The 25799-nt window shown below is 66.0% G+C and carries 27 protein-coding genes; 19 read left to right on the plus strand and 8 right to left on the minus strand.

Going from position 1 to position 25799, the window contains the following annotated elements:
• Nucleotides 1-267: 267 nt before the first annotated feature.
• The 4 genes from gnd to pgl all read left to right on the plus strand — a co-directional run bounded on the left by gnd (nt 268) and on the right by pgl (nt 4931).
• Complete coding sequence (gnd, locus tag Q319_RS0104620; protein WP_029480831.1) at nt 268-1344, plus strand: phosphogluconate dehydrogenase (NAD(+)-dependent, decarboxylating); 1077 nt, start codon at nt 268-270, stop codon at nt 1342-1344.
• A complete protein-coding gene (zwf, locus tag Q319_RS0104625) occupies nt 1341-3101 on the plus strand; it encodes a glucose-6-phosphate dehydrogenase (RefSeq protein ID WP_029480832.1) in 1761 nt (586 codons plus the stop codon). The genes gnd and zwf overlap by 4 nt, the downstream gene beginning before the upstream one ends.
• Nucleotides 3102-3291: 190 nt before the next feature.
• Nucleotides 3292-4230 carry a glucose-6-phosphate dehydrogenase assembly protein OpcA gene (locus tag Q319_RS0104630; RefSeq protein ID WP_029480835.1) on the plus strand — a complete coding sequence of 313 codons (939 nt, stop codon included), beginning with the start codon at nt 3292-3294 and terminating at the stop codon, nt 4228-4230.
• The gene (gene pgl, locus Q319_RS0104635) at nt 4227-4931 is read left to right on the plus strand and encodes a 6-phosphogluconolactonase (RefSeq protein WP_029480836.1); all 705 of its coding nucleotides are present in this window, start codon (nt 4227-4229) and stop codon (nt 4929-4931) included. Before Q319_RS0104630 ends, pgl begins: the two co-directional genes overlap by 4 nt.
• A gap of 233 nt (nt 4932-5164) precedes the next feature.
• Here pgl and Q319_RS0104645 read toward each other — a convergent pair whose 3' ends face one another.
• Nucleotides 5165-6727: a phospholipase D-like domain-containing protein gene (locus Q319_RS0104645; RefSeq protein WP_081845894.1), complete on the minus strand. Its 1563-nt coding sequence runs from the start codon at nt 6725-6727 to the stop codon at nt 5165-5167.
• Nucleotides 6728-6799: 72 nt separating this feature from the next.
• Here Q319_RS0104645 and Q319_RS0104650 point away from each other — a divergent pair, with 72 nt between their 5' ends.
• A complete protein-coding gene (locus tag Q319_RS0104650; RefSeq protein ID WP_029480840.1) occupies nt 6800-7465 on the plus strand; it encodes an MOSC domain-containing protein in 666 nt (221 codons plus the stop codon).
• A 2-nt stretch (nt 7466-7467) separates the two neighbouring features.
• On the opposite strand, the gene Q319_RS0104655 is transcribed toward Q319_RS0104650, so the two are convergent.
• Together Q319_RS0104655 and Q319_RS0104660 are read right to left on the minus strand one after the other, a co-directional pair.
• Complete coding sequence (locus Q319_RS0104655; protein ID WP_051655104.1) at nt 7468-7890, minus strand: bleomycin resistance protein; 423 nt, start codon at nt 7888-7890, stop codon at nt 7468-7470.
• A 67-nt stretch (nt 7891-7957) separates the two neighbouring features.
• Entirely contained in the window at nt 7958-8359 is a 402-nt protein-coding gene (locus Q319_RS0104660; protein ID WP_029480843.1) for a hypothetical protein, read from the minus strand.
• 144 nt (nt 8360-8503) lie between these two features.
• On the opposite strand from Q319_RS0104660, the gene recO reads away from it, so the two are divergent.
• Entirely contained in the window at nt 8504-9247 is a 744-nt protein-coding gene (gene recO / locus Q319_RS0104665) for a DNA repair protein RecO (RefSeq protein ID WP_029480845.1), read from the plus strand.
• Here the strand turns inward: recO and Q319_RS0104670 are convergent.
• The 3 genes from Q319_RS0104670 to Q319_RS0104680 all read right to left on the minus strand — a co-directional run bounded on the left by Q319_RS0104670 (nt 9244) and on the right by Q319_RS0104680 (nt 11322).
• Nucleotides 9244-9945, minus strand: a complete 702-nt coding sequence (locus Q319_RS0104670) for a 16S rRNA (uracil(1498)-N(3))-methyltransferase (RefSeq protein ID WP_029480847.1) — start codon at nt 9943-9945, stop codon at nt 9244-9246. The genes recO and Q319_RS0104670 overlap by 4 nt on opposite strands.
• Nucleotides 9942-10745, minus strand: coding sequence for a 50S ribosomal protein L11 methyltransferase (locus tag Q319_RS0104675; protein WP_029480848.1), 804 nt, complete (start codon nt 10743-10745; stop codon nt 9942-9944). Before Q319_RS0104675 ends, Q319_RS0104670 begins: the two co-directional genes overlap by 4 nt.
• A gap of 61 nt (nt 10746-10806) precedes the next feature.
• The gene (locus Q319_RS0104680) at nt 10807-11322 is read right to left on the minus strand and encodes a hypothetical protein (protein WP_029480849.1); all 516 of its coding nucleotides are present in this window, start codon (nt 11320-11322) and stop codon (nt 10807-10809) included.
• 82 nt (nt 11323-11404) lie between these two features.
• On the opposite strand from Q319_RS0104680, the gene proC reads away from it, so the two are divergent.
• Together proC and Q319_RS0104690 are read left to right on the plus strand one after the other, a co-directional pair.
• Nucleotides 11405-12196, plus strand: coding sequence for a pyrroline-5-carboxylate reductase (gene proC / locus Q319_RS0104685; protein ID WP_029480850.1), 792 nt, complete (start codon nt 11405-11407; stop codon nt 12194-12196).
• Nucleotides 12197-12271: 75 nt separating this feature from the next.
• Nucleotides 12272-12838 carry a hypothetical protein gene (locus Q319_RS0104690; RefSeq protein ID WP_051655105.1) on the plus strand — a complete coding sequence of 189 codons (567 nt, stop codon included), beginning with the start codon at nt 12272-12274 and terminating at the stop codon, nt 12836-12838.
• Here Q319_RS0104690 and pyrE read toward each other — a convergent pair.
• Nucleotides 12835-13404, minus strand: a complete 570-nt coding sequence (gene pyrE / locus Q319_RS0104695) for an orotate phosphoribosyltransferase (protein WP_029480854.1) — start codon at nt 13402-13404, stop codon at nt 12835-12837. The two genes, Q319_RS0104690 and pyrE, sit on opposite strands and share 4 nt — an antisense overlap.
• A 44-nt stretch (nt 13405-13448) precedes the next feature.
• Here pyrE and Q319_RS0104700 point away from each other — a divergent pair, with 44 nt between their 5' ends.
• Entirely contained in the window at nt 13449-13652 is a 204-nt protein-coding gene (locus tag Q319_RS0104700; protein ID WP_029480856.1) for a helix-turn-helix domain-containing protein, read from the plus strand.
• A gap of 100 nt (nt 13653-13752) precedes the next feature.
• Here the strand turns inward: Q319_RS0104700 and clpB are convergent, their stop codons facing one another.
• The gene (gene clpB, locus Q319_RS0104705) at nt 13753-16311 is read right to left on the minus strand and encodes an ATP-dependent chaperone ClpB (protein ID WP_029480858.1); all 2559 of its coding nucleotides are present in this window, start codon (nt 16309-16311) and stop codon (nt 13753-13755) included.
• A 201-nt stretch (nt 16312-16512) separates the two neighbouring features.
• Here clpB and Q319_RS0104710 point away from each other — a divergent pair, with 201 nt between their 5' ends.
• The 10 genes from Q319_RS0104710 to Q319_RS0104755 all read left to right on the plus strand — a co-directional run bounded on the left by Q319_RS0104710 (nt 16513) and on the right by Q319_RS0104755 (nt 25694).
• Nucleotides 16513-16938 carry a hypothetical protein gene (locus tag Q319_RS0104710; RefSeq protein WP_029480859.1) on the plus strand — a complete coding sequence of 142 codons (426 nt, stop codon included), beginning with the start codon at nt 16513-16515 and terminating at the stop codon, nt 16936-16938.
• Nucleotides 16935-17282, plus strand: coding sequence for an RNHCP domain-containing protein (locus tag Q319_RS0104715; RefSeq protein ID WP_029480861.1), 348 nt, complete (start codon nt 16935-16937; stop codon nt 17280-17282). The genes Q319_RS0104710 and Q319_RS0104715 overlap by 4 nt, the downstream gene beginning before the upstream one ends.
• 77 nt (nt 17283-17359) lie before the next feature.
• Nucleotides 17360-17533, plus strand: coding sequence for a hypothetical protein (locus tag Q319_RS28090; RefSeq protein ID WP_169816503.1), 174 nt, complete (start codon nt 17360-17362; stop codon nt 17531-17533).
• Nucleotides 17530-18432, plus strand: coding sequence for an MBL fold metallo-hydrolase (locus tag Q319_RS0104725; protein WP_029480862.1), 903 nt, complete (start codon nt 17530-17532; stop codon nt 18430-18432). Before Q319_RS28090 ends, Q319_RS0104725 begins: the two co-directional genes overlap by 4 nt.
• 10 nt (nt 18433-18442) lie before the next feature.
• Nucleotides 18443-19690, plus strand: coding sequence for a phosphoribosylamine--glycine ligase (purD, locus tag Q319_RS0104730; RefSeq protein ID WP_029480864.1), 1248 nt, complete (start codon nt 18443-18445; stop codon nt 19688-19690).
• Between the two features lie 131 nt (nt 19691-19821).
• On the plus strand, nt 19822-20841 hold the full coding sequence (locus Q319_RS0104735) for a D-alanine--D-alanine ligase family protein (RefSeq protein ID WP_029480866.1): 1020 nt from the start codon (nt 19822-19824) through the stop codon (nt 20839-20841).
• A 271-nt stretch (nt 20842-21112) separates the two neighbouring features.
• Complete coding sequence (locus Q319_RS0104740) at nt 21113-22111, plus strand: iron ABC transporter substrate-binding protein (RefSeq protein WP_029480867.1); 999 nt, start codon at nt 21113-21115, stop codon at nt 22109-22111.
• 70 nt (nt 22112-22181) lie between these two features.
• Nucleotides 22182-22661 carry a hypothetical protein gene (locus Q319_RS0104745; RefSeq protein ID WP_029480869.1) on the plus strand — a complete coding sequence of 160 codons (480 nt, stop codon included), beginning with the start codon at nt 22182-22184 and terminating at the stop codon, nt 22659-22661.
• 368 nt (nt 22662-23029) lie between these two features.
• Nucleotides 23030-24580 carry an ABC transporter permease gene (locus Q319_RS0104750; protein WP_029480871.1) on the plus strand — a complete coding sequence of 517 codons (1551 nt, stop codon included), beginning with the start codon at nt 23030-23032 and terminating at the stop codon, nt 24578-24580.
• A gap of 10 nt (nt 24581-24590) precedes the next feature.
• Entirely contained in the window at nt 24591-25694 is a 1104-nt protein-coding gene (locus tag Q319_RS0104755; RefSeq protein WP_029480873.1) for an ABC transporter ATP-binding protein, read from the plus strand.
• Nucleotides 25695-25799 lie beyond the last annotated feature (105 nt).

Here is a 25799-nt window from a genome sequence, read left to right on the forward strand (position 1 = left end):
TGTTTCCGGCGTGTGGGCAGGCGGAGTGGGAGAGGCGGTCATGCGGTCAACTTATCACTCCGGGGTATGGGCTAATGCCCTTCTAAACACGCTCGGCAGCGGTGGGCACGCCGCACAGGGCGCAATGAAGATCGTCCCAAGTTTCTCTCAAGAAAGGCCGCGCGTATCATGCTTGCTGAAAAGTGAGAACAATGCCGGAAACCGCTGGAGAAGATTTGTGGAAGCGGTTCCCACACCCGGAAATAACACTCTGTCGGAGGTAACGCTATGAAAATGGGAATGATCGGTCTGGGCAAGATGGGCGGCAACATGGTCCTGCGCCTGACGCGCGGCGGCCAGGAAGTAATCGGCTATGACCGCAGCGAGGACAGCGTCGCCCTGATCGAGAAGCAGGGCGCGAAGGGCGCACGCACGGTGGACGAATTGATCGCGGCTCTGGGCGAACCCGGCAGCCGGGCCGTGTGGGTCATGGTGCCCTCGGGCAAGATCACGCAGTCGGTGATCGACGATCTGGCGGGCCGTCTGGCCCCCGGTGACATCGTGGTGGACGGCGGCAACTCCAACTTCAAGGACACCATGCGCCGCGCCGAGGAACTGGGCGCTAAAGGCATCCATATGGTGGACGTGGGCACCTCCGGCGGGGTCTGGGGTCTGTCCGAGGGCTACGCCATGATGGTGGGCGGCACCGAGGAAGCGGTGGCACGGATGCGCCCGGTGCTGGAAGTGCTGGCCCCCGCGCCCACCCAGGGCTGGGGCCGCATGGGGCCTTCGGGGTCCGGCCACTACGTCAAGATGGTCCACAACGGCATTGAGTACGGCATGATGCAGTCTTACGCCGAGGGCTTTGAACTGATGCGCCACAAGGAAGAATTCGGTCTGGACATGGCCCAGATCGCCGAGTTGTGGCGCTACGGCTCGGTCATCCGTTCGTGGCTGCTGGACCTGACCGCCGAGGCCCTCAAGAACTCGGCGGACTTCGATCAGCTCTCGGACTACGTGGCCGACAGCGGCGAGGGACGCTGGACCATCATCGACAGTATCGAGCAGGGGGTGCCGACCCCGGTGATGACGCTGGCGACGCAGATGCGCTTCCGCAGCCAGCAGGAGACCAGCTACGCCGGACAGATGCTCTCGGCTATGCGCCGGGCCTTTGGCGGTCACGCGGTCAAGACCCTGGAAACCCCCAAGAAAGAAGGCTTCGTGCCGGAAGTGGAGCCGGGGCAGCACCCCAGCGCGGCTGCGCCGGAAAACATCCCTTCCTCCAAAGGTAAAAATCAGGGTGACGGTTCCATGAAGGAGCAACTGGGTGAAACCGGACACGGACGCGTCAAGGGCGACGAATGACCGCGAAGCGCGGCAAGAAGGCGGTGGAGACTGACAAGGCCGCTCAACCGGCTTCCAGGGGGGCCACGCCCAAAAAGCCCGTCGCCAAAAAAGTGTCTGCCTCCACCACCAAAAAGGCCGTCAAGGAAAAAGTCGCCTCCCAGAAGGTGGGGGTCTCGCAGCCCGCACCATCGGCGGCAAAGACCCATGAAACTCCAGCACAGTCGCGCAAGCGCACGCCGGGTAAGCCTGGCGCGGACGGTCAGAATCCCTTCCGCGCCACCATGCGCCGCAGCCGCGCCCCGGAACCGGCCACGATGGTCATCTTCGGTGTGACTGGCGATCTGTCGCGCCGCAAGCTGCTGCCCGCCATCTTCGGGCTGTGGCAGGACGGGCTGCTGGGAAGTGCTTTCAACATCGTGGGTGTGGGCCGTCAGGAGATGACCGACGAGCAGTTCAAGGACTACGCCATCAAGGCCCTTCAGGACAGCAAGGAAACCGACGCGATCCAGCCGGGCAGCCTGGAGAAATTCCGCGAACTGCTGTACTACGAATTCGGTGAATTTGGCGAGGACAGCGTCTATGATCTGGTCGGCAAGGAACTGGACCGCGCCCAGGAAGCGCACGGCGGACGCAAGAACGCGCTGTTCTACCTGTCCACGCCGCCCAGCCTGTTCGAGCCGATCAGCAACGGCCTGGGCCGCCTGGGGCTGGCCGATCAGTCGGAAGGCTGGCGCAGGCTGGTGATCGAGAAGCCTTTCGGACGCGATCTGGACAGCGCCCGCGAGCTGAATGCCGCCATCCACGACACCTGGGACGAGTCGCAGGTCTACCGCATCGATCACTATCTGGGCAAGGAAACGGTGCAGAACCTGATGGCGATCCGCTTCGGCAACGCCATTTTCGAGCCGCTGTGGAACCGGGGTTACGTGGACCACGTGCAGATCACCGCCGCCGAGGATCTGGGGCTGGAGGGCCGCGCCGGATACTACGAGGAAGCCGGGATCGTACGCGACATGCTCCAGAACCACCTGATGCAACTGTTTGCGCTGACGGCGATGGAACCGCCCGCCGCCTTCGACGCCGAGGCCATCCGCGACGAGAAGACCAAGGTGCTGCGGGCGGTTAAACCCATTCCGCTGGGGCGCGTGAAGGACGTGGCGGTGCGCGGCCAGTACGGCGCGGGCAGTATGGACGGCGTGAAGGTACCGGGCTATCAGGAAGAACCCGGCGTCAAGGAGGGCAGCCGCACCGCCACCTACGTGGCCGTCAAGCTGGAGATCGACAACTGGCGCTGGCAGGGCGTGCCGTTCTTTCTGCGGACGGGCAAGCGGCTGCCCAAGAAGGTCACCGAAATTGCCGTGGTCTTCAAGCGTGCCCCGCTGGGCATCTTTCCCGGCGGCCTGGAACGCAACGTGCTGGCCTTCCGCATCCAGCCCGACGAGGGCGTGAGCCTCAAATTTTCCTCCAAATCACCCGGTCAGGAAATGGTGCTGCGCGAGGTGGTCATGGACTTCCGTTACGACGCCTTCGGGGCGCAACTGGAAAGCCCCTACTCTCGCCTGCTGCTGGACGCCCTGATCGGCGACGCCACCCTGTTTCCCCGCGAGGACGAGGTGGACCACGCGTGGCAGATCGTCAGCGGCATTCTGGAAGCCTGGGACGTGCGCCCCGGCAAGGGCCAGACCCCCGACTTCCCCAACTACGCCGCCGGAACCTGGGGACCCGAGGAAGCCGAGGAACTGATCGGCGAGGGCCGCCGCTGGAGGCGCTTGTGAGGGCGCTGCGCGGTCAAAGGGTCAAAGGGTCTGAGGGTCCAAGTCTCTTGGCTCCTCCACCCTTGCGGGGGAGGCTGGGAGGGGGGGCCACCGGGCAGGCCACAACGCCAGCAAGTTCTCCTGGCTCTTTTTCCATCACCCATCAACCATCATCTATCGACCGCCCATCCCCCACACACAGGCCCCGCCCATGACTGCCACACCCAAGACCCTCGGCCCCGTCGAAACCAGTGTCCGCAAGGCGCAGGTCACGCTGGACGAACTGTGGTCCCAGACCAACGTGGACACGCGGGCCTACACCGGGAACATCATCGCGCTGACCGTCCGCAAGCATCTGGAGCGCGTGCAGGAGGCGCTGGCGGGGCTGGAGGGCCGCTACGCCGGACGGCAGATCATCGGCGTGATGGACGGCACCGACGATCTGATGGTCCACGCCAGTCTGGTGTCCCAGCGCCGGGGGGGCTTCGTGGAGCGGCTGACCATCGATGCCAGCACCGATCAGCTTCAGGGCGCAATCCTGCCGCTGCTGCGGCCCGCCACCGTCAACCACGTCTGGTGGGGTTCGGACACCAAACCCGAGGGTCTGTTGCTGCGCGAACTGACCGACATTGCCGATCAGGTGATCGCCGACAGCCTGACGCTGGACATTCCCCCGGCGCGGCACTATGCCCTGGCCGATCTGGGCTGGAGCCGCTCGGCGAGCTGGCGCGAGGCACTGGCGCAGGTGTTCGACAGCCCCGACGCCGCCCGGCAACTGCCCCGCGTGGATCACCTGACGGTGCGCCATGCCGGGGGCAAGGACCTGCCTGCCCGCCTGTACGCTGGATTTATCGCCGATACGCTGGGCTGGAAGAACCTCAAGAACGTGGACCTCAGGGTGGCCCGCTGCGGACGTGAAAACGGCGACCTGTGCGGTGTGGAGCTGTCAGGCGAGGGCGTGAGCTTTACCCTGGCGGCGGGCAAAGGCGAGACGGCGCGTGTCGAGGCGGTTTGGGACGGCAAGAAGCACGTCACGGAAGTGAACATTCCCGCCATGTCGCTGGCCGAGGGCCTGGGCCGCGTGATGGCCCGCCCGGAGCGCGGCGAGATGTTTGAGCGCGCCTGGAAACTGGCGAAGGCCACGCTATGAACGTACCCCCTATGAACCTGCGCGTCTTTCCCACGGCCCAGGCGGCGGCGGACGCGGCAGCCGACGCGTTTGCCCGTGCGGCGCGCGAAGCAGTAACGGCGCGCGGAGCTTTCTATGTGGCCCTCTCGGGCGGCAGCACCCCCAAGCTGATGTACACCACCCTGCGTGAGCTGCCGGATGTTCCCTGGAAATCGGTTCACATCTATTTCGGAGACGAGCGCAGCGTCGGACCGGATAGCCCCGACAGCAATTACGGCGCGGCGCAGCGCGAGTTGCTGTCGTATATGCCGGTGCCACCCTCCCAGATTCACCGCATGGAAGGCGAGCGCCGCCCCCTGGAAGACGCCGCCGCCGCTTACGCCGCCCTGCTGCCCGAACGCCTGGACGTGAACCTGCTGGGCATGGGCGACGACGGCCACACCGCCAGCCTGTTTCCCGGCACAGCGGCGCTGAATACGGGGGCGCTGGACGCAGGTGAGCGCGTGGTGGCAAACTGGGTGCCCCAGCAGGACACCTGGCGGCTGACCATGACGTTTCCCGAGATCAACGCCGCCCGTCAGCGCTGGCTGCTGGTGGCCGGAGAGAAGAAGGCCGAAGCGCTGGCCGACGTGCAGGCTGGGCGCGGGGATCATCCCGTGGGGCGCATTCAGGACCCGGTGTGGTTCGTGGATGCGGCGGCGGCAGGCGCAACGGGGAATTGAGGACCAGCCACCGAACAAGGGCGGAAGTCTGAGTTTGGAGGTGAGCAGCACTTACTTTTACCCGGATTTAATGCTGGTTTGCGACAATACGATGACCGGGACAATGGCCGAAGTTGCGCCGTGTCTGCTGATGGAAGTCTTGTTCTCCAGTACGGCGGCGAGGTGCGGGTTCCCTACCTGGGCTGCGCGTTGAGCCTAGACGGGATTTACAGTGGGTACTGCAACGCTGAATTTCAGGGTCGCAGCCAGTAGGGGAGTTCGAATCTCTTCCCACGCGCCCACTCGAAGTCGAAGTTCTGCCGCACGGCCTTCACTGCGGCAGGGTCGCTGGTTGCCAGCGTGTACTCGTTGAGGCCGTGATTGTCGAATGACGAGAAATGCAGGTTGAGGCTGCCCACTGCCGCCATCGCGTCGTCCACAAGCGCGGCCTTGGTGTGCATGCCGCCCGCCGTGCCGGACCAGCGGACCTGCAAGCGGTCTTCCAGGCCCAGCGGCCTGAGCTGCCTCCACAGGCTGGACAGCAGTGCCAGCGGCTCGACTTGTAGCAGCGGGTCATGGTCCAGCACCACGCGCACGCGCACGCCCCGGTCCCGGACCGCACCCAGGATGGCCTGCCACACCGGGAGAACCTCCTGCGGAAACGGGCAGCCGCCCGGCGCGGTCAGGCTCAGGCTGCACTGCACGGTGCCGCTGATCTGAGACTGCATCAGGTCGATGCTGGACCCGGCGGCGGCGAACAGGGCGGGCAGCGCGGCGTCCTGCGTCTCATACCCGGCGCGGCGGTACAGACCGTAGGCGCGCGAGGTTCCGGCAGGCTGCGGCGGGGCGGTGTAGAACAGCGGGTAGGGGTTTCCGGCGTCTACCAGCACGCAGTCCTGGCGCAGATTGGCGGCAGTGACGCCTGCCCGACACCGCAAAGGACGGCTCAGGAGCCAGGAATCGCGGAAGGCGGCCACCGTCTGCCGCGCCACCGGTCCCTTCAGGGTCAGCAGCAGGTCAGTCAGGTCCAGACCGCCGGGGGTGCTGGCCGGAAGGTGAAAGAAGCTGATGTTGGCCCCGCCCGCCGTTGTTTCCTGCCCGTCAATGACCAGCACCTTGAGGTGGTTGTGCGGATAGGCATAGGTGTAGTTGGCGAGTTCCAGCGTGAATCCCTGCACCGGATCGTCGCCCAGCGGCACCCCGGCTTCCAGCAGGTGCTGCGCGGCGCTGTAGACGCTGCTGGTGGGGTCCAGCAGGCTATCCAGGCGCACGCTGTTGCCGAACATCAGGCGCACGGTCACGCCCTGCGGGTAACGCTCAGGGTGGTGGGCCACCTGCCGCCGCAACTGGGCGATGGAGCGGGCCAGCAACACGCCGGGAGAGCCGGGGCCGTCGTCCCACAGCATGTTGGCCAGCAGGACCTCGTGCCGTGCGCCCTCGATCTGGCGGGCCATCACGGCAAAACCGCCCATCGGGTTCGGCGGCTGTTCGCTCAGGCCGGAGTCGTCGTTGGGAAAGTGGATCAGCCCCACGAAGGCGTTGCCGCAGCTCAGCGCCGCGCCCTGGCCGCGCAGGTGGTCATACAGCACGCGGTCCAACGGGGCCTGTGGTTCGGGGCAGGTGGGTGCCAGGGCTGGGGCCACCTCTGCCAGTCCATCCAGCGCGGCCAGATCCGGGGGCGAGAGTGGGCCGCTCAGCAGGGTCAGGGGCGGCGTACCCGGGACAGCCTGCGAGATGCCCACGCCCGCCCCCAGCGTCAGCAGCAGCCCCAGCAGCAGCGCCACACCGAAGACCCGGAAAAACAGCAGCGTGCCCATCCTGCACAGCTTAGGCGGCGCGTCCGGGCCATATCTGACGGTGCCTTCACCACTCCTGATAGCTTGGACCCCATGACTGCCCCAGATCGCCAGATTCAGAGCGTCAATGCTGGTCAGCCTGCCCCTGTCCAGATTGGCGAGCGCCCGCACATCAGCGGTATCGACAAGCGTCCGTTGCCGGGCCGCGTGCGGATCACTGAAGCTGGATTGGAGGGAGACCATGTGATGGACACGCGCCACCACGGCGGCCCCGATCAGGCCGTGTACATCTACACCCGTGAGGACTATGACGTCTGGGAGGCCGAACTGGGGCGGGCGCTGCCCCCCGGCCTCTTCGGCGAGAACCTGCTGATCAGCGGGCTGGAATCCGCCGCCATGCGCGTGGGAGACCGGCTGGAACTCGGAGAGACAGGCGGCGCGCTGCTGGAAGTCACCGCCCCGCGCATTCCCTGCGCCACGCTGGCGGCGCACGTGGGCGATCCGGCCTTTGTCAAGCAGTTCAAGGGGCTGGCCCGTCCCGGCTTCTACACCCGCGTGCTGCGCGGCGGCGAGGTGGGGCCGGGCGACAGCGTGCGCCTGATTCCTGGCCCGGCAGACGCTCCCAGCATTGGCGATCTGTTCGCCCTGCACTACAAACGCTCTGCCGATCCCAGAAAGCTGGAGGCGTACCTGAACTTTCCGCTGGCGGTGCGGGTGCGGGCCGATTTACAGCATCGGCTGGCCAAAGCGGGGGCTTAACTTCAGTCCGTGAAACGCAGCAGATAACCGTCCGGGTCCTGCACCAGAAATTCGCGCTGCTGATGTTCGGTGTCGCCCTCCAGATACGCGGAGGTCTTCATGGGCACGGAGACGGGGTAGGCGTCGCCCTCCAGCCGCCCGTATAGAGCATCGATATCCGGTACCTGAATCTGAAAGTTGATGCCGCGTCCCAGGGGAGGCTCCAGCGGGCCGGTCTGCCAGGAACCGTCTGGGCGAATCTGCGAGAGCATCCATTGAATGCGCCCCAGGCTCAGGTAAGCGAAACCGGGGCGGGTGTAGTTGACGGTAAAGCCGAACAACCGGGTGTACACGTCCAGACTGCGCGCCAGATCGCTGACATCCAGCTCCGGCACGAGGGCGGCCCATTCGGTCACGGGAACGTGGGAGGTATTGGGTTCGGTCATGCGGGCAGGCTAGCGGAGAGGCGGCAAGGCTTGCCATGCGCCAAACGGCTCAACCGTCAGGCCAGCCCTATTCCGTGTACGGCAACTCCAGTGGAAAAATCCGCCCCGCCAGCGTCTCCAGCCCCTTGCGCCCGGCGCGGCCCTGGCAGGCTTCGGTGGCGGTACACAGGGTCACGTAGCGGCTGCGGCGGGCGGCCACCACCACGCGGTACAGGGCGGCCTCGCTGCGGCTGCGGGTGTAGTGGCATAAGTCGCAGTGCAGGGCATTTTTCCCCTTGGGGTCCAGCGGGGTAAATTCGGCCAGTTGATCGCCGTAGACCAGCGCCAGCCGGCCATCGGCCACCGGGTACAGGCCCAGGGTGGGTGGTGTATCGGCGTCATGGTTGCCGAACAGTTCGCGGTGCGTTTCGGGAAAGAGTTCCCGCAGCAGATCGCGGACACTGTGTTCCTGTGGGCGCGGGTCGTTCATCGCCTGTCAGTTTACCCGCCCGGCGCGGCCAGGAACGTGGAGAGCGGCACAGGCAGTGCAGACGGGAGCGCCTAGACTGCGGAGCGTGACGCGGCCCTCAGCGCAGGAAAACTCGGCGCAGGAGACTTTGATGCGAGATCGGCCATGAAGTTCCGTAGCGCCAACCGCAGCGGCATCGTGATCCGCCGCCGGGTGATGCCGTCCGGCGACATCATCGTGACGTTGCTGACGCCGCAGGGCAAACTCAAGGCGATTGCGCGCGGCGGGGTGCGCGGGCCGCTGGCCAGCCGCCTGAACCTGTTTCACCACGTCGGCGTGCAGGTGTACCAGACGCCCAACAACGATCTGGCCACGGTCAAGCAGGCGGTGCTGGAGGGTGCGCTGCCCAGCCTGGCCGAGCCGGAGCGGCACGCCTTCGCGCACCTGATGGCCGAATTCGCCGACGCGCTGTTTCAGGAAGGGGAATTCAGCGAGACGGCGTTTGAGCTGTTCGCGGCGGCCCTGCGCGGCGTGGCGCACCAGCCGGACCCAGAATGGGTGGCGCTGGTGATGAGCTACAAGTTGCTGGGACTGGCGGGAATCGTGCCGCAGACCGCCCGCTGCGCCCGTTGCGGTGCGCCGGACCCAGCCCACCCGGACCCAGTGGGCGGCCAGATGCTGTGCGCGGCCTGCGCCAGCCTGCCCGCGTATCCACCCACCTCGCTGGACTTTCTGCGTGGGGTGGTGCGCCGCACGGTGAGGGCCAACATGGAGGCCCCGGTGCCGCTGGCCGAGCGTCCGGCCCTGTGGCGGGCGCTGGAGCGCTTCGTGACCGTGCAGGTGGGCGGGGTTCACAGTTGGCGGCAACTGGTGCCCAGCGAACTGGGTGCGGCAGGGGCGCTGGGCTAGGCTTCTCCCTCGCCTGCCGCCGCAATCGCGCCCAGCAGCGCCACCGGGGCCGTCTCCGCCCGCAGGATGCGAGGCCCCAGCGTGACCGCGTGTGCGCCGCGTTCGATCAGCCCGGCCACCTCGGCGTCGGTCAGGCCGCCTTCCGGGCCGGTCAGGACGTTCACGGGCGCGGCCCAGTCCAGCAGATTCATGATCCTTCCGGCTGAACCGGGCTGGGCCACGAAAAGCTGACCGTTCCAGCGGAAGTCCGCCAGCGCAATGGGCGCGAGGACTTCGGGCACCACCGCGCGGCGCGACTGCTTGCTGGCTTCCTCGGCCACCCGCTGCAACCGCATCAGCTTCTGCGCGCCGATCTCGCGGGCGTCGGCGCGGGCCGTGATCAGCAGTTGCACCCGTGCCACGCCCAGTTCGGTGGCGGCGCGCACCACGTCCGAGAGCTTGTCGCCCTTCAGGAGCGCCACCGCCAACGTCAGGGGAAACGGGGTTTCCGCCGCGCCGCCCAGCGCCGCGCCCAGCGTGAGGACGGCGCGGCCCGCCTCCAGTTCCGCGATCTCGGCCCCGGCCTCCGCGCCCTGTCCGTCGAACACGCGCAGCATGTCGCCCACCTTCAGCCGCAGGACGTGCAGATGGCGGGCCTCGCGCGGTCCCAGCGTCATCTGCGCGGTCAGTTCCTGTACACGGATGCGCGTGTCGGTCATGCCTGGGGTGAAGTGGCCGTGACCAGCACCCACTCGCCGTCCTCGCGCACGGTGACGCCGCCGAAGCCCTCGCGGTCCAGCGCGGCGCGCACGAGGTCCAGCTTGCCGGTCAGGATGCCCGTCAGGATCAGTGGGGAGGCGGGGCGCAGCGCGGCGGCATATTCACCCGCCAGCAGATCGTGCAACTCGGCGTAGAGGTTGGCGACCAGCACATCGAACGTCTCGTCGGATTCGTCGCCCAGGCCCAGGCTGCCCTCCGCGAAGGCCACGCGCCCTGATGGCACCCCATTGATTTCTGCGTTCTCGATGGCGATGGGGATGGTCAGGGGATCGATGTCCAGACCCGTGGCGTGGTCCGCGCCCAGCAGCGCCGCCGCAATCGCCAGCACGCCGCTGCCCGTGCCCACGTCCAGCACACGCTTGCCATTTAATTGCAGCGCAGACAGCGCCTCCACGGCCATGCGTGTCGTGGCGTGGTGGCCGGTGCCGAAGGCCATGCCCGGCTCGATGATCAGCGCGACTTGCCCGGCCTCCACTTCATCCCGCAGCCACGGCGGCACGATGGTCACGCGGCCCGCGCGCACCGGCTTCAGCGTGGCCTTGAAGTGGGCCTGCCAGTCCTGATCGGCCTCGTCTCGCCATTCGCCGTCCGCGATCTCGGCGTCTAATTCTGTGCGTGCATCGAAATAGGCGCGGATCAGCCCGGCGCGTTCCTCCAGACCCGTTGCGCCCGCCTCCCACAGCAAATCCAGGTGCGCCTCGCGCGTTTCAAAAGTTCCGGGCAGGTGGTAGACCAGCATGGGCAGGAGTCTAGCGGGCCGCGAGCAGGTGGGAACACCGTCACTCTGCATGCAGCCAGAACTAGCTGTCGAACCAGAACACCATCCGCAAATCAGCAGGATTTTCAACGAGCGTTTGTAGCTGGGCCAATCCTCTGTTGACAAAGTTATTGTCTGACACAGCATCGCGGTAGGTCAAAAACTGCTCCGAATGTGGCCTGAGCGCTTCTTCGTCTCCTGAAACGCGGTGGATGAGTGACTGATTCCAATCAAAATCCAGCAGTTCCTGAAGGGACAGCCACGAAGGAGTGTGGACCTCTGGATACTTCTGAGCCGTGGCCCAAGCTGCCCGCACCGCCTCGCCCGCATCTCTGGGTATGCCGCGCGGTGGGGAGATCGGTTGAACTCTCAGGTGGTTTCGCACGCCTGCCAGGATGGCAAAAAGTTCGTAGTCACGCCCCATAAAAAGAGGCAGATTCCAGTAAGCCTCTTCCTCTTCCGGCGTTGCTGTGTCCCAGTCTATCGGGGGTAGCACCTGAATCCACGTCCAGCCACCGTCCTGGCGAGCTTCAAAATGTTCGTGTATATCGCAGCCCATAACGCTTGAAAGAATACGCGCCTCCCACGCGCGTCAGACAGCGCCGTCTGCCCGCCTGAGCCTCACCCCTATACTGCCGCGCATGGAACTTGCCATCGTCGGCGTCGGAAAATTGGGGCTGGCCCTGCTTGAAGGTGTGACCTCGCGCGGCGGGATCGCGCCCACGCAGATCGGCCTGATCGATGCCAACACGGCGCGGGTGCAGGAGATCGCCGCGCGGACCGGGGCACGGGTGATCGAACACGCGGACCTGCGGGACGCCCAGCGCATTCTGGTCAGTCTGCAACCGCGCGTGTTCCCGGAGACCAGCGAGTGGCTGGCGCAGGAGAACGCCGGGTACATCAGCACGATGGCTGGAGTCAGCGTGGCCAGCCTGGCGCGGCGGCTGGGCACGCAGCGGGTGGTGCGCGTGATGCCCAATCTGGCGGCCACCATCGGGCTGTCGCAAACCGCCATCACCGGGCCGCAGGAGGCCGCCGACGCGGGCGATCTGGCCTTCGCGCACCACCTGTTCGGCTCGGTGGGTGACGCCTACGATCTGCCCGAACACCTGTTCAACGCTTTTACTGGTATGAGCGCCTCTGGCCCCGCCTACGCCGCCGTGGTGGCCGAGGCGCTAGCCGACGGCGGCGTTCGCATGGGCCTGCCGCGCGTGCTGGCCAACGAGCTGGCAGCCAAACTGCTGGTGGCCAGCGGCGAACTGCTGCAACGCCGCGCCCACCCCGGCATGCTCAAGGACGAGGTGGCTTCGCCGGGCGGCACCACCATTGCCGGACTGGCCGCCCTGGAAGCGGCGGGCGTGCGCGGCGGCCTGATGCAGGCGGTGATCGAGGCCACCCGCCGTAGCACCGAACTGGGACTGGATCAGGAATAGGACATTGGAGGCAGAGCGCTGTCTTCTGCCCGCGTCAGAACACCGTCAAGGTCCGCGCTCTAAGCTGATCCTCAGATGCCTGCCAGAGACCTCGCCTTCCGCCTTCTGCCCGCCGCGCTGCTGGGCACGCTGGCCTGGGCCGCCGCACAGGCCGGGGCTTATCCTGATTACTACCCCAGCAAGCCCGGCACCCACTGGACCTACAGCAACGGCGAGACGCAGGTGGTGGGGCCAGCCGTGACCTACCGGGGCGTGCGGGTGGTGCCGATCAGCCATCAATTTGGCGGCAAGACCTTCACGCAGGACCTGCTGGAATACCGCCCGGACGGCAGCGTGTGGCTGCGCGGTGTGAACGCGGGCGGGCGGCTGGGCTGGTACGCCGCGCCGCTCAATGTTTATCCGCCCGCGCCGCTGACGCCGGGCCAGCGCTGGTCCAGCGGCAAGGGCACGCTGAAGTCCGTCAGCACCGTCACGGGAATAGCGGCCATCAATGGCGCGGGCCGCAAATACAATGCCTTCAGTATCCGCACCGAGACCAACGCGGGAGGGCAGATCAGCGCCCAGACCACGTATTTTGTCCCTGGCCTGGGCGTCGTGCGTTACGAGACGGCGGACGGCGTGCAGATCGATTTGGAGCGCTAGATTTCCTGCAACGGAAGCTCTGCCAGCCACTCCGGCACGTCATCCGGCGGGTAGGTGTCGAAGACCAGACGGGTCAGCGAGACCAGCGGATAGCCTTCCAGTGGACCCTCCACGGCGCGGCGGTCCACGATGCAGGCGATGGCGGCGCATCTACCCCCGGCAGCCTCGGCGGCGCGCACGGCTTTCAGCACGCTGCCCCCGGTGGTCAGCACGTCTTCCACAGCGATAAACGGCTCTCCAGGAGCAATCGTAAACGCCTCCCGGATTTTCATCCCGCCTTTCCAATCCTTCTCTGTAAAGATGGCGCGCACGTTCTCGCCGCCGTAATGTCGGGCCACCTCATAGGCCAGGACCACGCCGCCCATCGCGGGGCCGATGATCAGGCCAGCCTGAACGCCCGCGTCGGTCAGTTTTCCGGCCAGCGCGGCGGCGATCTGGCCGGTCAGGTGCGGGTATTGCAGCACGGTGGTGCTTTGCAGGAATTTGGGGCTGTGGCGGCCACTGGCAAGGAGAAAATGCCCCTCGTGGTAGGCCCCGGCCTGTCGGTACAGCGCGAGAACGTCCATGCGGGGAGTATCGCATTCCTGGCCGCGACGGCGCATCATGGCGTATGACCTCGCCCCCCTTTCCCGGCGCACTGGTGGTTCGCGTTCGGCGGCAACTTCTGGGCTTCTCGCAGGAAGAGCTGGCGCGTGAGGCCGGGCTGTCGGTGGCGCTGCTGCAAAAGCTGGAGCTGGGCGAATACGATCCGCGCAGCCTGCATCAACTGGCCCGGCAGGTGCTGGAGCGGAGATTGGACATCAGTTTGCTGTGAGCCACAGAGATAGGGAAAAGCCGCCTGGGGGGATGTCCTCCAGTGCGGCTTCTCGATTTCAGGAATGGCCTGATGCCCTATCGTCCGAGCCCAGACGTGTTCAGTTCAGCACGCCTGTCCCGAACTGGAAGTGGCCATCTACATACTCCACGTTCAGCACGCTGTTGTCCGGCACGTGGCCCCCCAGAATCTCGCGGGCCAGCGGCGTCTCGATCTCGCGGGCGATGGCGCGCTTGAGGGGGCGTGCGCCAAAGGCCGGGTCATAACCGATCTGCGCCAGCTTGTCCTTGGCGGCGTCGTCCACATGCAGGGTCACGCGGCGTTCGGCCAGACGCTTCCTCAGACCACCCAACTGGATGTCCACGATGCGGTGCAGATCAGCCTGAGTCAGCGCGTCGAACACGATGATGTCGTCCACACGGTTCAGAAATTCCGGGCGGAACTGGGCCTGCAACTCGCCCAGCACGGCGTCACGGATCTCGTCTGCGCTGTCGCCCCCCGCCTGCATCTCCAGAATCAGCGGGCTGCCCACGTTGCTGGTCAGCACGATCAGCGTGTTGCGGAAGTCCACCGTGCGGCCCTGTCCGTCGGTCAGGCGGCCATCGTCCAGCACTTGCAGCAGCACGTTGAATACATCTGGGTGCGCCTTCTCGATCTCATCGAGCAGCAGCACGCTGTAGGGGCGGCGGCGCACGGCCTCGGTGAGCTGCCCGCCCTCCTCGTAGCCCACATAGCCGGGGGGCGCTCCGATCAGGCGGGCCACCGTGTGCTTTTCCATGTACTCGGACATGTCCAGGCGTACCATTGCGTCCTGGCTGTCGAACAGGTACTCGGCCAGCGCCTTGGCCAGCTCGGTCTTGCCCACGCCGGTTGGTCCCAGGAACATGAAGCTGCCCAGTGGACGATTCGGGTCGTTCAGGCCCGCCCGCGCCCGGCGGATGGTGTCGGCCACGCTGGTGATCGCGCGGTCCTGACCGATCACGCGGTTGTGGAGCTGGTCTTCGAGGTGCAGCAGCTTCTCGCGCTCGCCTTCCAGCAGCTTGGTGACCGGAATGCCCGTCCAGCGGCTGACCACGGCGGCGATGTCTTCCTCGGTCACCTCCATGTGGGCAAATTCCGCGCCCTTGAGCTTTTTCTCCAGATCCTGCACATCCTTTTCAAGCTGCGGCAGTTGGCCGTATTCCAGTTCGGCGGCGCGTTGCAGATCGTAGTCGCGCTTGGCCCGCTCGATGTCGGTCCGCACGGTGTCCAGCGTCTCGCGTTTCTCGCGCAGGGCGGCCACCTCGCCGCGCTCGGCCTCCCAGCGCCCGCGCACCTCGGTCAGCTCGTCCGTAATCGCCTTGAGGCTGTCCTCGATGTCCAGCAGGCGGTTCTGCGAGTCCTGATCCTTCTCGCGCTTGAGGGCCTCGCGCTCGATTTCCAGTTGCAACTTGCGGCGCGACAGTTGATCGATGCGCTCCGGGCTGCTTTCCAGCGCCATTCGCAACCGGGCCGCCGATTCGTCGATCAGGTCGATGGCCTTGTCGGGCAGTTGGCGGTCCGTGATATAGCGCTCGCTGAGGGTGGCGGCGGCCACCAGCGCCGGGTCGGTGATTTCCACATTGTGGTGGACCTGATAGCGCTCCTTGATGCCGCGCAGGATGGAAATCGTGTCCTCCACGCTTGGCTCGTTGACCATCACGGGCTGAAAGCGGCGTTCCAGTGCGGAGTCCTTCTCGATCTCACGGTACTCGTCCAGCGTCGTCGCGCCGATCAGGTGCAGTTCGCCGCGTGCCAGCGTGGGCTTGAGCATGTTCCCGGCATCGGGGCTGCCCTCGGTCTTGCCCGCGCCGACAATGGTGTGCAGCTCGTCGATAAACAGGATGATTTCCCCTGCCGAAGCCAGAACCTCGTCGATCACGCCCTTCAGCCGCTCCTCGAACTCGCCCCGGTACTTGGCCCCGGCCAGCAGGCTGCCCATTTCCAGACTGACGATGCGCTTGTTCTTGAGGCCCTCCGGCACGTCGCCGCTGACGATGCGGATGGCGAGGCCCTCGGCGATGGCGGTCTTGCCCACCCCCGGTTCGCCGATCAGCACCGGGTTGTTCTTGGTGCGGCGCAACAGAATCTGCATGGCGCGGCGGATTTCCTCGTCGCGTCCAATCACGGGATCGAATTTGCCGTCCCTGGCCCGCTGGGTCAGATCGGTGCCGTACTTGTTCAGCGCGTCGAACTGGCTTTCACTGGATTTGTTGGTCACGGTTTTTCCTTTACGCGCCCCCGAAATGGCGTGGTTGAGTTCAGCTTCTTTCGGCAGCTCTTTCAGTTTGGACTCGCCGCGCAGGGCCAGCAGCAGGGCATCGGCGGCCACGAAAGAGTCGCCAAACTGCTCCGCGATGGTGTCAGCTTTTGCAAATGCACGGCTCAGCGCCGGATCGAGGTAAAGCTGCTCGCCGCCGCCCTGCACGCGCGGCAGCTTGCCCAGTTCAGCATCCAGCGCGGTGCGGAGATGTTGAAGAGTGCCCCCGGCGGCGGTGATGGCACGGGCAGCGGTGTCGTTGTCGGTTAACGTTCGCAGCACATGGGCCACGGTCAGGGTCTGGTGTCCACTCCCCTGCGCGAGTTGCTGGGCAGCGTTGATGGCGGTGGCACTCGCCTCGGTAAAGCGTTCTGGATTCAAGCGGAAACCTCCGGGGAATAGAAGTAGGACAGAACATTCAAGCTGCCTCTATTCTGAAACTTGAGCGTGGTCATGTCAAGTTTATTGAGGGTTTAGCTTTGGCTGCCAGGGAACGTTCTATGGGCGAAAAGGCTCCTCACCCTTCCACCGACGAGATGCCCCCCAATTGTCCCGCCCCGGACGTGTTGAAATAGGGGTCTGATGTCTGCCTCTTCTCCCTTTGATTCCCGGCAGGCCGAGGCCGGACGCACGCCCACGCTGGCGGTCCTGGTCGGCATTTTCATGGTCTCGGTGACGCCCTTTGTGGCCGGGCTGGTGCAGGGGCAGACGGAAGGTTGGGTGCGCGATCTGCTGTACGCCCTGGCCACCGCCGTGCTGCTGTTCAATGTCTGGCGCGGCAGCGTGTGGGCGTGGCGGCTGACCGTGGGATTTTGCATGCTGGCCGGTCTGGTGATTTTCGTGGTGGGAATGCTGGCGGGGTCGGTAGCGTGGCAGGGCTGGATCGTCAGCGGTGCGGGGCTGGCCTTCTTGCTGCTGGGCACGGCGCTGGTGGGCACCGCCGTGATCCGCGCCTTTCTGGATTCCCGCTGGGAGGCGCGGCAGCGTGCCATGAGGCGCAAGGTGTGACCGACACCGCCAGACGCCGCTTCACCGTGCAGGGCACCAACAACGCCTTTACCTGCCAGAACTGCGGCGCAGAGGTTCTGCCCCTGACCAATGGCAGCGTCCGCAACCACTGCCCTGCTTGCCTGCACAGCCTGCATGTGGACGTGCTGCCCGGTGACCGCGCCAGCACCTGCCACGGATCACTGGTCCCGGTGGGGGCGGAACAGAGCGGCAAGAAGGGCTGGATCATCGTTCACCAGTGCGCGAAGTGCGGCTTCACGGGCCGCAACCGCGCCGCGCTGGACGACGCCCAGCAGCCCGACGACTGGGACGCCCTGATTGCCCTGACGATGCGTGAAAGGTAGCTGCGCGAAAGGGAGATGTGGGCCAGCCTGCCCACCACCCGCCACTCTTTAGCCGCCAACCCCGTATCCTGGGCCGCATGGCTCTCTGGCTTTTCTGCGCTGCCGTTGCCCTCAGCGCCACCATCATCCTGTTTCTCACGCTGGGGCCGCTTAAGGCTGCCCAGAATGCGGGGACGCTGCGGATCTTTGCATTCGTCCAGTACGCCGCCGCCGCCCTGCTGGCCGTGGCGCGCGTCTCGGGCGTGGCATGAAGGGCGTCAATCTGATTGACCTGAACTTTCAGGACACCCCTGGCGTGATCGCCGCCTACATCCTGGACACCGGGGATGGGCTGGCGGTGGTGGATACCGGGCCTACCAGCACCCTGCCCGCGTTGAGTGCCGGGCTGGAGGCGCTGGGAGCCGGGCTGGACGATGTGCGCCACCTGCTGCTGACGCACATTCACTTTGACCATGCCGGGGCTACCGGGACCATTCTCGCGCGGGTGCCGCAGGCGCGGGTTTATGTTCATGAGCGCGGCGCGAAGCATCTGGCCAGCCCGGAACGGCTGGTGGCCAGCGCCACCCAGATTTACGGCGACGCGATGGACCGCCTGTGGGGCGAGATGCTTCCGATCCCCGCTGAGAAAATGACTGTGCTGGCGGGTGGCGAAACGCTCCAGATCGGAGACGCCAGTGTGGACGCGCTGTATACCCCTGGCCACGCGGTCCACCATCTGGCCTACCACGTCGGCCCCGATCTGTTCGTCGGGGATGTCGGCGGCGTGCGGCTGGACACCCACCAGACCCCGCGTGCGCCCACGCCGCCGCCGGACATCGATCTGGAGGTCTGGAGGGACAGCGTCGCCGCGTTGCGTCAACGGGACGCCCAGACCCTGCATCTGGCCCATTTCGGCAGCTACGCCCACAAGGACACCCACTGGGACGGCCTGCTGGAAAAGATGGAGCTGGATGCGGGGCGTATCCGCGCCGGGATGGAGGCGGGTCAGGAGTTTGAAGCGATCTCGGAGGCTTATACCCAAGTGCTGATGCAGGAGCTGCTGGCCGAGGGCGAGGACCTGCCCGCCCGCTACGACTTCGCCTGCCCGCCGTGGATGAGCGTGCAGGGGCTGATGCGTTACTGGCAGAAAAAAGCGGTTCGCAACTCGTGAAGGTGCTGATATGAGAGTCCTGGTGATCGGCGGCGGCGGGCGCGAACACGCCATCGTCCACACCTGTGCGCGGCAGGGCCATACGGTGCTGTGTACCCCTGGCAATCCCGGAATCGCGCAACTCGCCCGGATCCTGGACAGCGTCCAGGACGCCGATACGCTGGCTGGACTGGCTGTGAGCGAAGGGGTAGATGTGGTGATCGTCGGCCCGGAGGCGTATCTGGCGGCGGGTGTGGTGGATGCGTGTACAGCGCGTGGCGTTCCCGCCTTCGGCCCCACGCAGGCGGCCAGCCGTCTGGAAGGCGACAAGGGCTGGAGCAAGGCGTTCATGCTCCGGCACGGCATTCCCACCGCGCAGCACGCCACTTTTACTGATCTGGAGGGGGCGCTGGCGCATCTGGACAGTCAGGCCATGCCCACCGTCATCAAGGACGCGGCGTTGCGGGCGGGCAAGGGCGTCACGATTGCCCACACCCAGGCCGAGGCGAAGGCTGCTCTAAAAGACATTTTCAGCGTCCCGGACGCCTGCGCCGTCATCGAGGACTTCATGACCGGGCAGGAAGTCTCGGTGCTGGCGCTGACCGATGGCGAACGCTTTGCCCTGACGCCGCCCAGCCAGGATCACAAGACCATTTACGCGGGCGACACTGGCCCGATGACGGGGGGTATGGGCGTGATCTGCCCCTTTCCCCTCTTGGATGCTGATCTGGAGGTCATCAAGACCCGCATCATCGCCCCCACCCTGGCCGGAATGCGCGCCGAGGGACTGCCCTTCCAGGGCGTCCTATATGCCGGGCTGATGCTCACGCCGGACGGCCCGAAGGTGGTGGAATTCAACGCCCGCTTCGGTGACCCCGAGGCCGAGGCGGTGTTGCCCCTGCTACAAAGTGACCTCGCTCAGCACTGTCTGGATGCGGCGAACGGGAAACTGGACCCGCAGACCGTCCAATTCAGCGACGAGGCCAGTGCGGTCATCATCCTCGCTGCCCCCGGTTATCCCGGCGATCCGGTGCGCGGTGTGCCGCTGGTCCTGCCGGACGGGGGAGACGGCGAGATCATCTTCCATGCTGGAACCCGTGAAGTCGGTGGCCAATTGCAGAGCAACGGCGGGCGCGTGCTGGCCGCCACTGCCGTCGCTCCGACTCTGAACACGGCCCTGGCGCGGGCCTACGCGCTGGCAGACCGGGTGGACTTCGCGGGGGCGCAATTGCGGCGGGATATCGGCGGGCGGATTGGAGCGCGGGCGGTAGAGGAGTAGCGAGCGCAGAACGCGGGAAACGGTGCGCTGCCTCTGGCCTTCAGACGTTTAGATCTTTTGACGGCGAAGCCTCCAGCCCCCTCTAACCCGCCGCCCAGCCAATTCCCCCACACATGACATACTGCGCCCCGATGAAGAAGCGCATTCTGCTGCTGGCGGGCGGTCAGTCCGGGGAACACGAGGTCAGTCTGATGAGCGCCCGCAGCGTCCTGGCGGCCCTGCCCCGCGATCAATTCGATGTGACCCCTGTGGCGATCAGCAAGCAGGGACGCTGGCTGCCGCCCACCGATACCCGGCAGGCCCTGGAAAACGGCAGCGCGGAATCCGGCGGCGATCTGGTGCTGCACCGCGTCGCCAGCGCCGAGGGCTACGACGCTGTCTTTCCGCTGCTGCACGGCCCGATGGGCGAGGACGGCACCGTGCAGGGCCTGCTGACACTGGCAGGGATTCCGTTCGTGGGCAGCGGCGTGCTGGGCAGCGCGGTCAGCATGGACAAGGTGATGACCAAGCAGGTGCTGGCCTCGGCGGGGATTCCGCAGGTGGCGTGGCGGCTGGCCGTGCGCCGTGAGTGGGCCAATGACGCCGACGGCGTGCGGGCACGGGCCGCCGAGCTGGGCTTTCCGCTGTTCGTCAAGCCCGCCAACCTGGGGTCCAGTGTGGGTATCAGCAAGGTGCATGGCTCGGAAGAGCTGGACGCCGCGCTGGATCTGGCCTTCAGTCTGGACCGCCGCGTGATCCTGGAGGCCATGACCGCCAGCAGACCGCGTGAGCTGGAGGTAGGGGTGCTGGGCAACGATTCTCCCATTGCCAGTCCGGTGGGCGAGCTGCGCTTTGCCGCCGAGTTCTACGACTATGAGACCAAATACACCGAGGGCCGTGCCGAGGTCCATATTCCCGCTCCCATTCCCGAGGACGTGGCCCGGCGCGTGCGCGAGCTGGCGCTGACCGCCTTCCGCGCGCTGGACTGCGCCGGACTGGCCCGCGTGGACTTCTTTTATCTGGAGGACAGCGGCGAACTGGTCCTGAACGAGGTCAACACCATGCCCGGTTTCACGCAGACCAGCATGTACCCCAAGCTGTTCGAGGCAGCGGGCCTGGGCTACAGCGAATTGGTCACGCGGCTGGTGGAACTGGCCCTAGAAGAACGTTAGGTTCCGTCACTCAGCTACAGGCCAGATGTGTGGTGATTCACTCAGGCGTGGCATACCGGGGATGTGGTGGACTTCCCGGACATCGGCCCTGCTCGTGCTGCTGGCTGCTGTTCTGGCGTGACGGCGTGGACCGCTCAAGGGTTAGCGCGGGGACCAGAAGTCCGGTGTGTCTGGGATAAACTCGGCTCGCGAAGCCGCATCAGGGCATCTTCTCCCAGCGCCGGGACATTTATACCTCATTAATCCGACTTGTTTACTTAGGATTGGTGACATGCGTAACGCAATGCTCACCACCATCGCCCTGCTCCTGACGGGCACCACGCTGGCCCAGTCCAATACCTCTCTCACCCTGTATTCCGGGCGCGGCAAGACGTTCGTGGAACCGATTGTCCAGCAGTTCGAGAAACAGACTGGTATCAAGGTCAACGTGCGCTACGGCACCGACGCGCAACTGGTGGCCGCCCTGCGTGAAGAGGGCAGCCGCAGTCCCGCCGACGTGTTCTGGGGCAACTCCGTGGGCGCGCTGGGCGAACTGGCGGAGGAAGGGAAGTTCGTCAAGCTGGGCGCTTCGCAGACCCGCAACGTGTCAGGCGACTACCTGCCCGCAGACCGCGCGTGGCTGCCCACCACCGTTCGTTTCCGCACGCTGGCCTACAACACCGAGAAGATCAAACCCGAGCAGCTCCCCGACAGCGTGCTGGATCTGCCCAAAATGACCTCTCTGAAAGGCCGCATCGGCTGGACCGTGTCCTACCCCAGCTTCCAGGACTTCCTGGCCGGCATGATCGCCCAGCACGGCGAGGCCACCACCAAACAGTGGCTCGAAGGCATGAAGGCGCTGCAACCCAAGGATTACAAGACCAGCAACGTGGGGATGCTTGAAGCCATGCGCTCCGGTGAAATCGACGTGGGCCTGACCAACCACTACTACATCCAGCGCGTCAACCGCCTGAACTACCCTATCGATACCTACTTCTTCAAGAACGGCGATATCGGCAACCTGGGCAACGCCACGGGCGCGGGCATCCTGAAGACGGGGAAGAACACCGCCGCCGCCTCACGCCTCCTGAGTTATTTGGTGAGCAAGGACGCGCAGACCTTCTTCCTGAGCGTCAATTTCGAGTATCCGGTGATCGGCAACATCCTTCAGCCCACCACCATGCGCCCCTTCAGCGAGATGAGCAAGCGCGGCCCCAAGATCGATCCCACCGCCCTGCCCAAGAACATCGAGAAGGCGCAAAAGCTCCTGCGGGACGCTGGCCTGCTGTAATCTTCCCAACTCGCAATTCAACCCCGTTCCGGTTTTTGCTGGTGCGGGGCTTTTTATGCTCCACTGCGCTATGGGAATTCTGGGATTGCTGCTGGGCGCGGGCGTATCGGTGGGCGTGTTGCTGGCGATGACGGCTCTCCCACTGGTCTGGGCGCGTGGAGTGGCGGCGCTGGCCTTTGTGGCACTGCTGGCCGTACTGGGCAGTGTCCTGTTTGCCAGTGACAGTATGGGACGCAGTTTCGGCGCTGTTTATCTGGCGGTGGGTCTGCTGGCCGGAGCGGTGATGGCCCTGCCACGGTTGCTGCGTTATGCAGGTCAGGAACCCGTGTGGATCAGCCTGGGCCTGGGCCTGGCCGCTGTTTTGCTGCTGATCGCTGCTGGCCTGGGTGTGGACGCTGTGCTGGGAGCCGCCCTGCCTCCACCTGACCCGCAAACTGGAATTTCGGTCAAGGCCCAGATCTCGCAGGGCCTGAGCAACGGCCTCCTGATTGCCTCACCGCTAGTTCTGATTGTTCTGTCGTTGCTGGCGTGGCGGGGGCGCACGCCTTAAAGCACTTAAAGCAGTTGTCATAAAAAGGCCATTTTCATGACCGAGCGGGGCGGGCAAGCGTCCTCTCCTGCGGAGCTGTGCCAGTCAAGGGGACTTGCAAAGCTGCGGAGCAGAGGAACAGCCCCATACGGGTGCTATCCCATGACGACAGTCTGTTCTGCCCAAGACAGCGAGCGAATTTTGCTGAGCAGGACGGACTGGTACAGCTCGGAACGAGAGAATGGAGTCGCCGGAAGCCTTTTATTTCGGTGACGTAATTCGCAGAACTGCTCTGACGCCCTCAGTTCCCCGTTTTATCCGGTCTCCGGGACAAACCCGACTAATCTGATCTGTTAAAGTCTGGCGACTGGCCCGGTGCCACCCTGCCCATGAACCGAAGACTGCCCTTTTCCCTCTTGCTGCCCGCCCTGCTCACCTTGCTGGGCGTGCTGGTGCCGCTGTCGTACCTCGTAATGCGCGCCCTGGGGGCCGACCCGGGCGAGCTGCGCGAGATCGTCTTTCGCTCGCGCAATCTGACGCTGGCGGGCAATACGCTGCTGCTGGGCGCGTCGGTGCTGCTGACCACCACGCTGGTGGCCCTGCCGCTGGCCTTCCTGGCGGCCCGCACGGACCTGCGCCCACGCGGCCTGCTGACGCTGCTGGGCGTGCTGCCGCTGGCAATTCCGGGGTATGTGGGGGCCTACGCCTTTATTGCGGCGGGCGGGGCGGGCGGGGCCATCGACTCCCTGACCGGGCTGCGCGTGCCGGGGCCAGGGGGCTTCTGGGGCGCGCTGCTGGTGCTGACGCTGTTCACCTTTCCGTACCTGTTCCTGAACCTGCACGCCGCGCTGCGAACCCAGGACCCCGCACTGGAGGACGCCGCCCGCCTGCTGGGCCGTACCCGCTGGCAAACGTTCTGGCAGGTCACGGTGCCGCACCTGCGCCCGGCGTGGCTGTCGGGGGGCCTGTTGATCGGCCTGCACACCCTGGGCGATTTCAGCGTGGTCAGCCTGATGCGCTACCCCACCTTCAGCGCGGCCATTTATCAGCAGTACACGGCAGCGTATGACCGGGTGTATTCGGCGTGGCTGGCGCTGCTGCTGCTGGTGCTGACTGGAGCGGTGCTGTGGCTGGAGGCGCGGTTCATGCGCGGCGTATTTCTTTCGCGCGTTTCTCCGTCCACCGCGCGCAAACCCGGCACCGTCAAGCTGGGCCGTCTGCGCCCGCTGGCCTGGGGGTTCGTGGCGGTGCTGGCGTTCGTGTCGCTGGTGCTGCCGCTGGGTACGGTGCTGTACTGGCTGGGCCTGGAAACCAGCCCCTTCGCGTGGCCCAGCCTGCTGGACGCGTTGCAATCCGCGCTGGGGGCGGCGGCGCTGGCTGCCCTGACCACCACGGCGCTGGCCCTGCCGCTGGCCCTGATCGGCAGCCGCTTCAGCGGGCGCTGGCCGCGCGTCATCGAGCGGGCCGCGTACCTGGGCTACGCCACGCCGCCGCTGGCCTTCGCGCTGGCGCTGATCTTTTTCGTGCTGCGGGCCGCGCCGCCGCTGTACCAGACGCTGCCGCTGCTGATCATCGCTTACACGCTGCACTTTGTCGCCGAGGCCATCGGCCCGATTCGCAGTGGGCTGGTGCGGGCCACGCCCCGGTTAGAGGAAGCCGCCCGCGTGCTGGGGGTGTCGCGGGCGGGGGCGCTGCGGCGGGTCACGCTGCCGCTGCTGGGGCCGGGGCTGCTGGTCAGCGCGGCCTTCGTGTTTCTGAGCGTACTCAAGGAATTGCCGCTGACGCTGCTGCTCTCGCCCATCGGTTTCGAGACGCTGGCCCGCAACGTCTGGAGCTACACCGAGGAAGCGCAGTATGCCAGCGCCGCCCCCTACGCGCTGGCGCTGGCGGCGGTGGGGGCCATGCTGACCCTGCTGATCCTGCGGCGGGAACGGGAATGAGGAGACCTATATGACCGTCATCGACAGGCTTAAGCCTGAGGGAGGGACGGCTACTCACCCAGCCTCCGCCCCGTTCGCGCTGGAATTGCAGCATCTGGTCAAGTATTTTCATCCGCCGGGCCGCCAGGTCAGCAATCTGCCCCCGGTGGTCAATGACCTGTGTTTGCAGGTTGCCCAGGGCGAACTGCTGACCTTGCTGGGGCCGTCGGGCTGCGGCAAGACCACCACCCTGCGCCTGATCGCGGGGCTGGAGGAGCCGGACGGCGGGGCAGTCTGGATCGACGGGCGCAACATGACCCAGCCGCCGCAGCCCCCCGAGCGCCGGGGCGTGGGGCTGGTCTTTCAGGACTACGCGCTGTTTCCGCACCTGAGCGTGCTGGGCAACGTGCTGTTCGGATTGAACCGTCTGCCGCGTGCCGAGCGCCTGACCCGCGCCCGCGAAACCCTGTCGCTGGTGGGCCTGACCGTCTTCGAGACGCGGATGCCGCATCAGTTGTCCGGCGGGCAGCAGCAGCGCGTCGCGCTGGCCCGCGCACTGGCCCCGCGCCCCCGCCTGCTGCTGCTGGACGAGCCGTTTTCCAATCTGGACGCGCAACTGCGCCACTCCACCCGCCAGGAGGTGCGCGCCATCCTGCGCCGCAGCGGCGTGGCGGCCATCCTGGTCACGCACGATCAGGAAGAAGCGCTGGCCTTCAGTGACCGGATTGCCCTGATGCGCGCCGGGCAGATCGAGCAGATCGGCACCCCGCAGGAGGTCTACGCCCGCCCCCGCACGGCGTTTGTCGCCTCGTTCCTGGGCCGCAGCAATCTGCTGTCCGGCACCGTTCAGGCTGGGTTGGCCCGCACGGTGCTGGGCACCATTGAACTGGAGGGGGAGGCGGTCCCGGACGGCCCCGTGATGGTCAGCGTGCGCCCCGAGCATCTGGCCTTCACCGACGATCCTTCCGGGACCGAGGCAGTGGTGCTGGCCCGCGAGTTCAAGGGCCACGCCGTGACCTACACGCTGGCTCTGGGACAGCAGGAATTGCAGCTCCACGACACGGGTCAGGCGCTGCACGCCGAGGGTCAGGGGGTGCGCGTCTGCGCGGTACGGGCGGGGCGGGTGGTGCGCTGAGGACCAGTTTTCCACGGTCCCTCTCTGCCACGGTCTAAGAGCGTGTTTATAAGGGGTCTCCAGATTTTCTCGCGGCCCAGGAACACGCGCTTTTAGCTCCTCCCC

The organism is Deinococcus marmoris DSM 12784 (assembly GCF_000701405.1).
Lineage (GTDB): Bacteria > Deinococcota > Deinococci > Deinococcales > Deinococcaceae > Deinococcus > Deinococcus marmoris.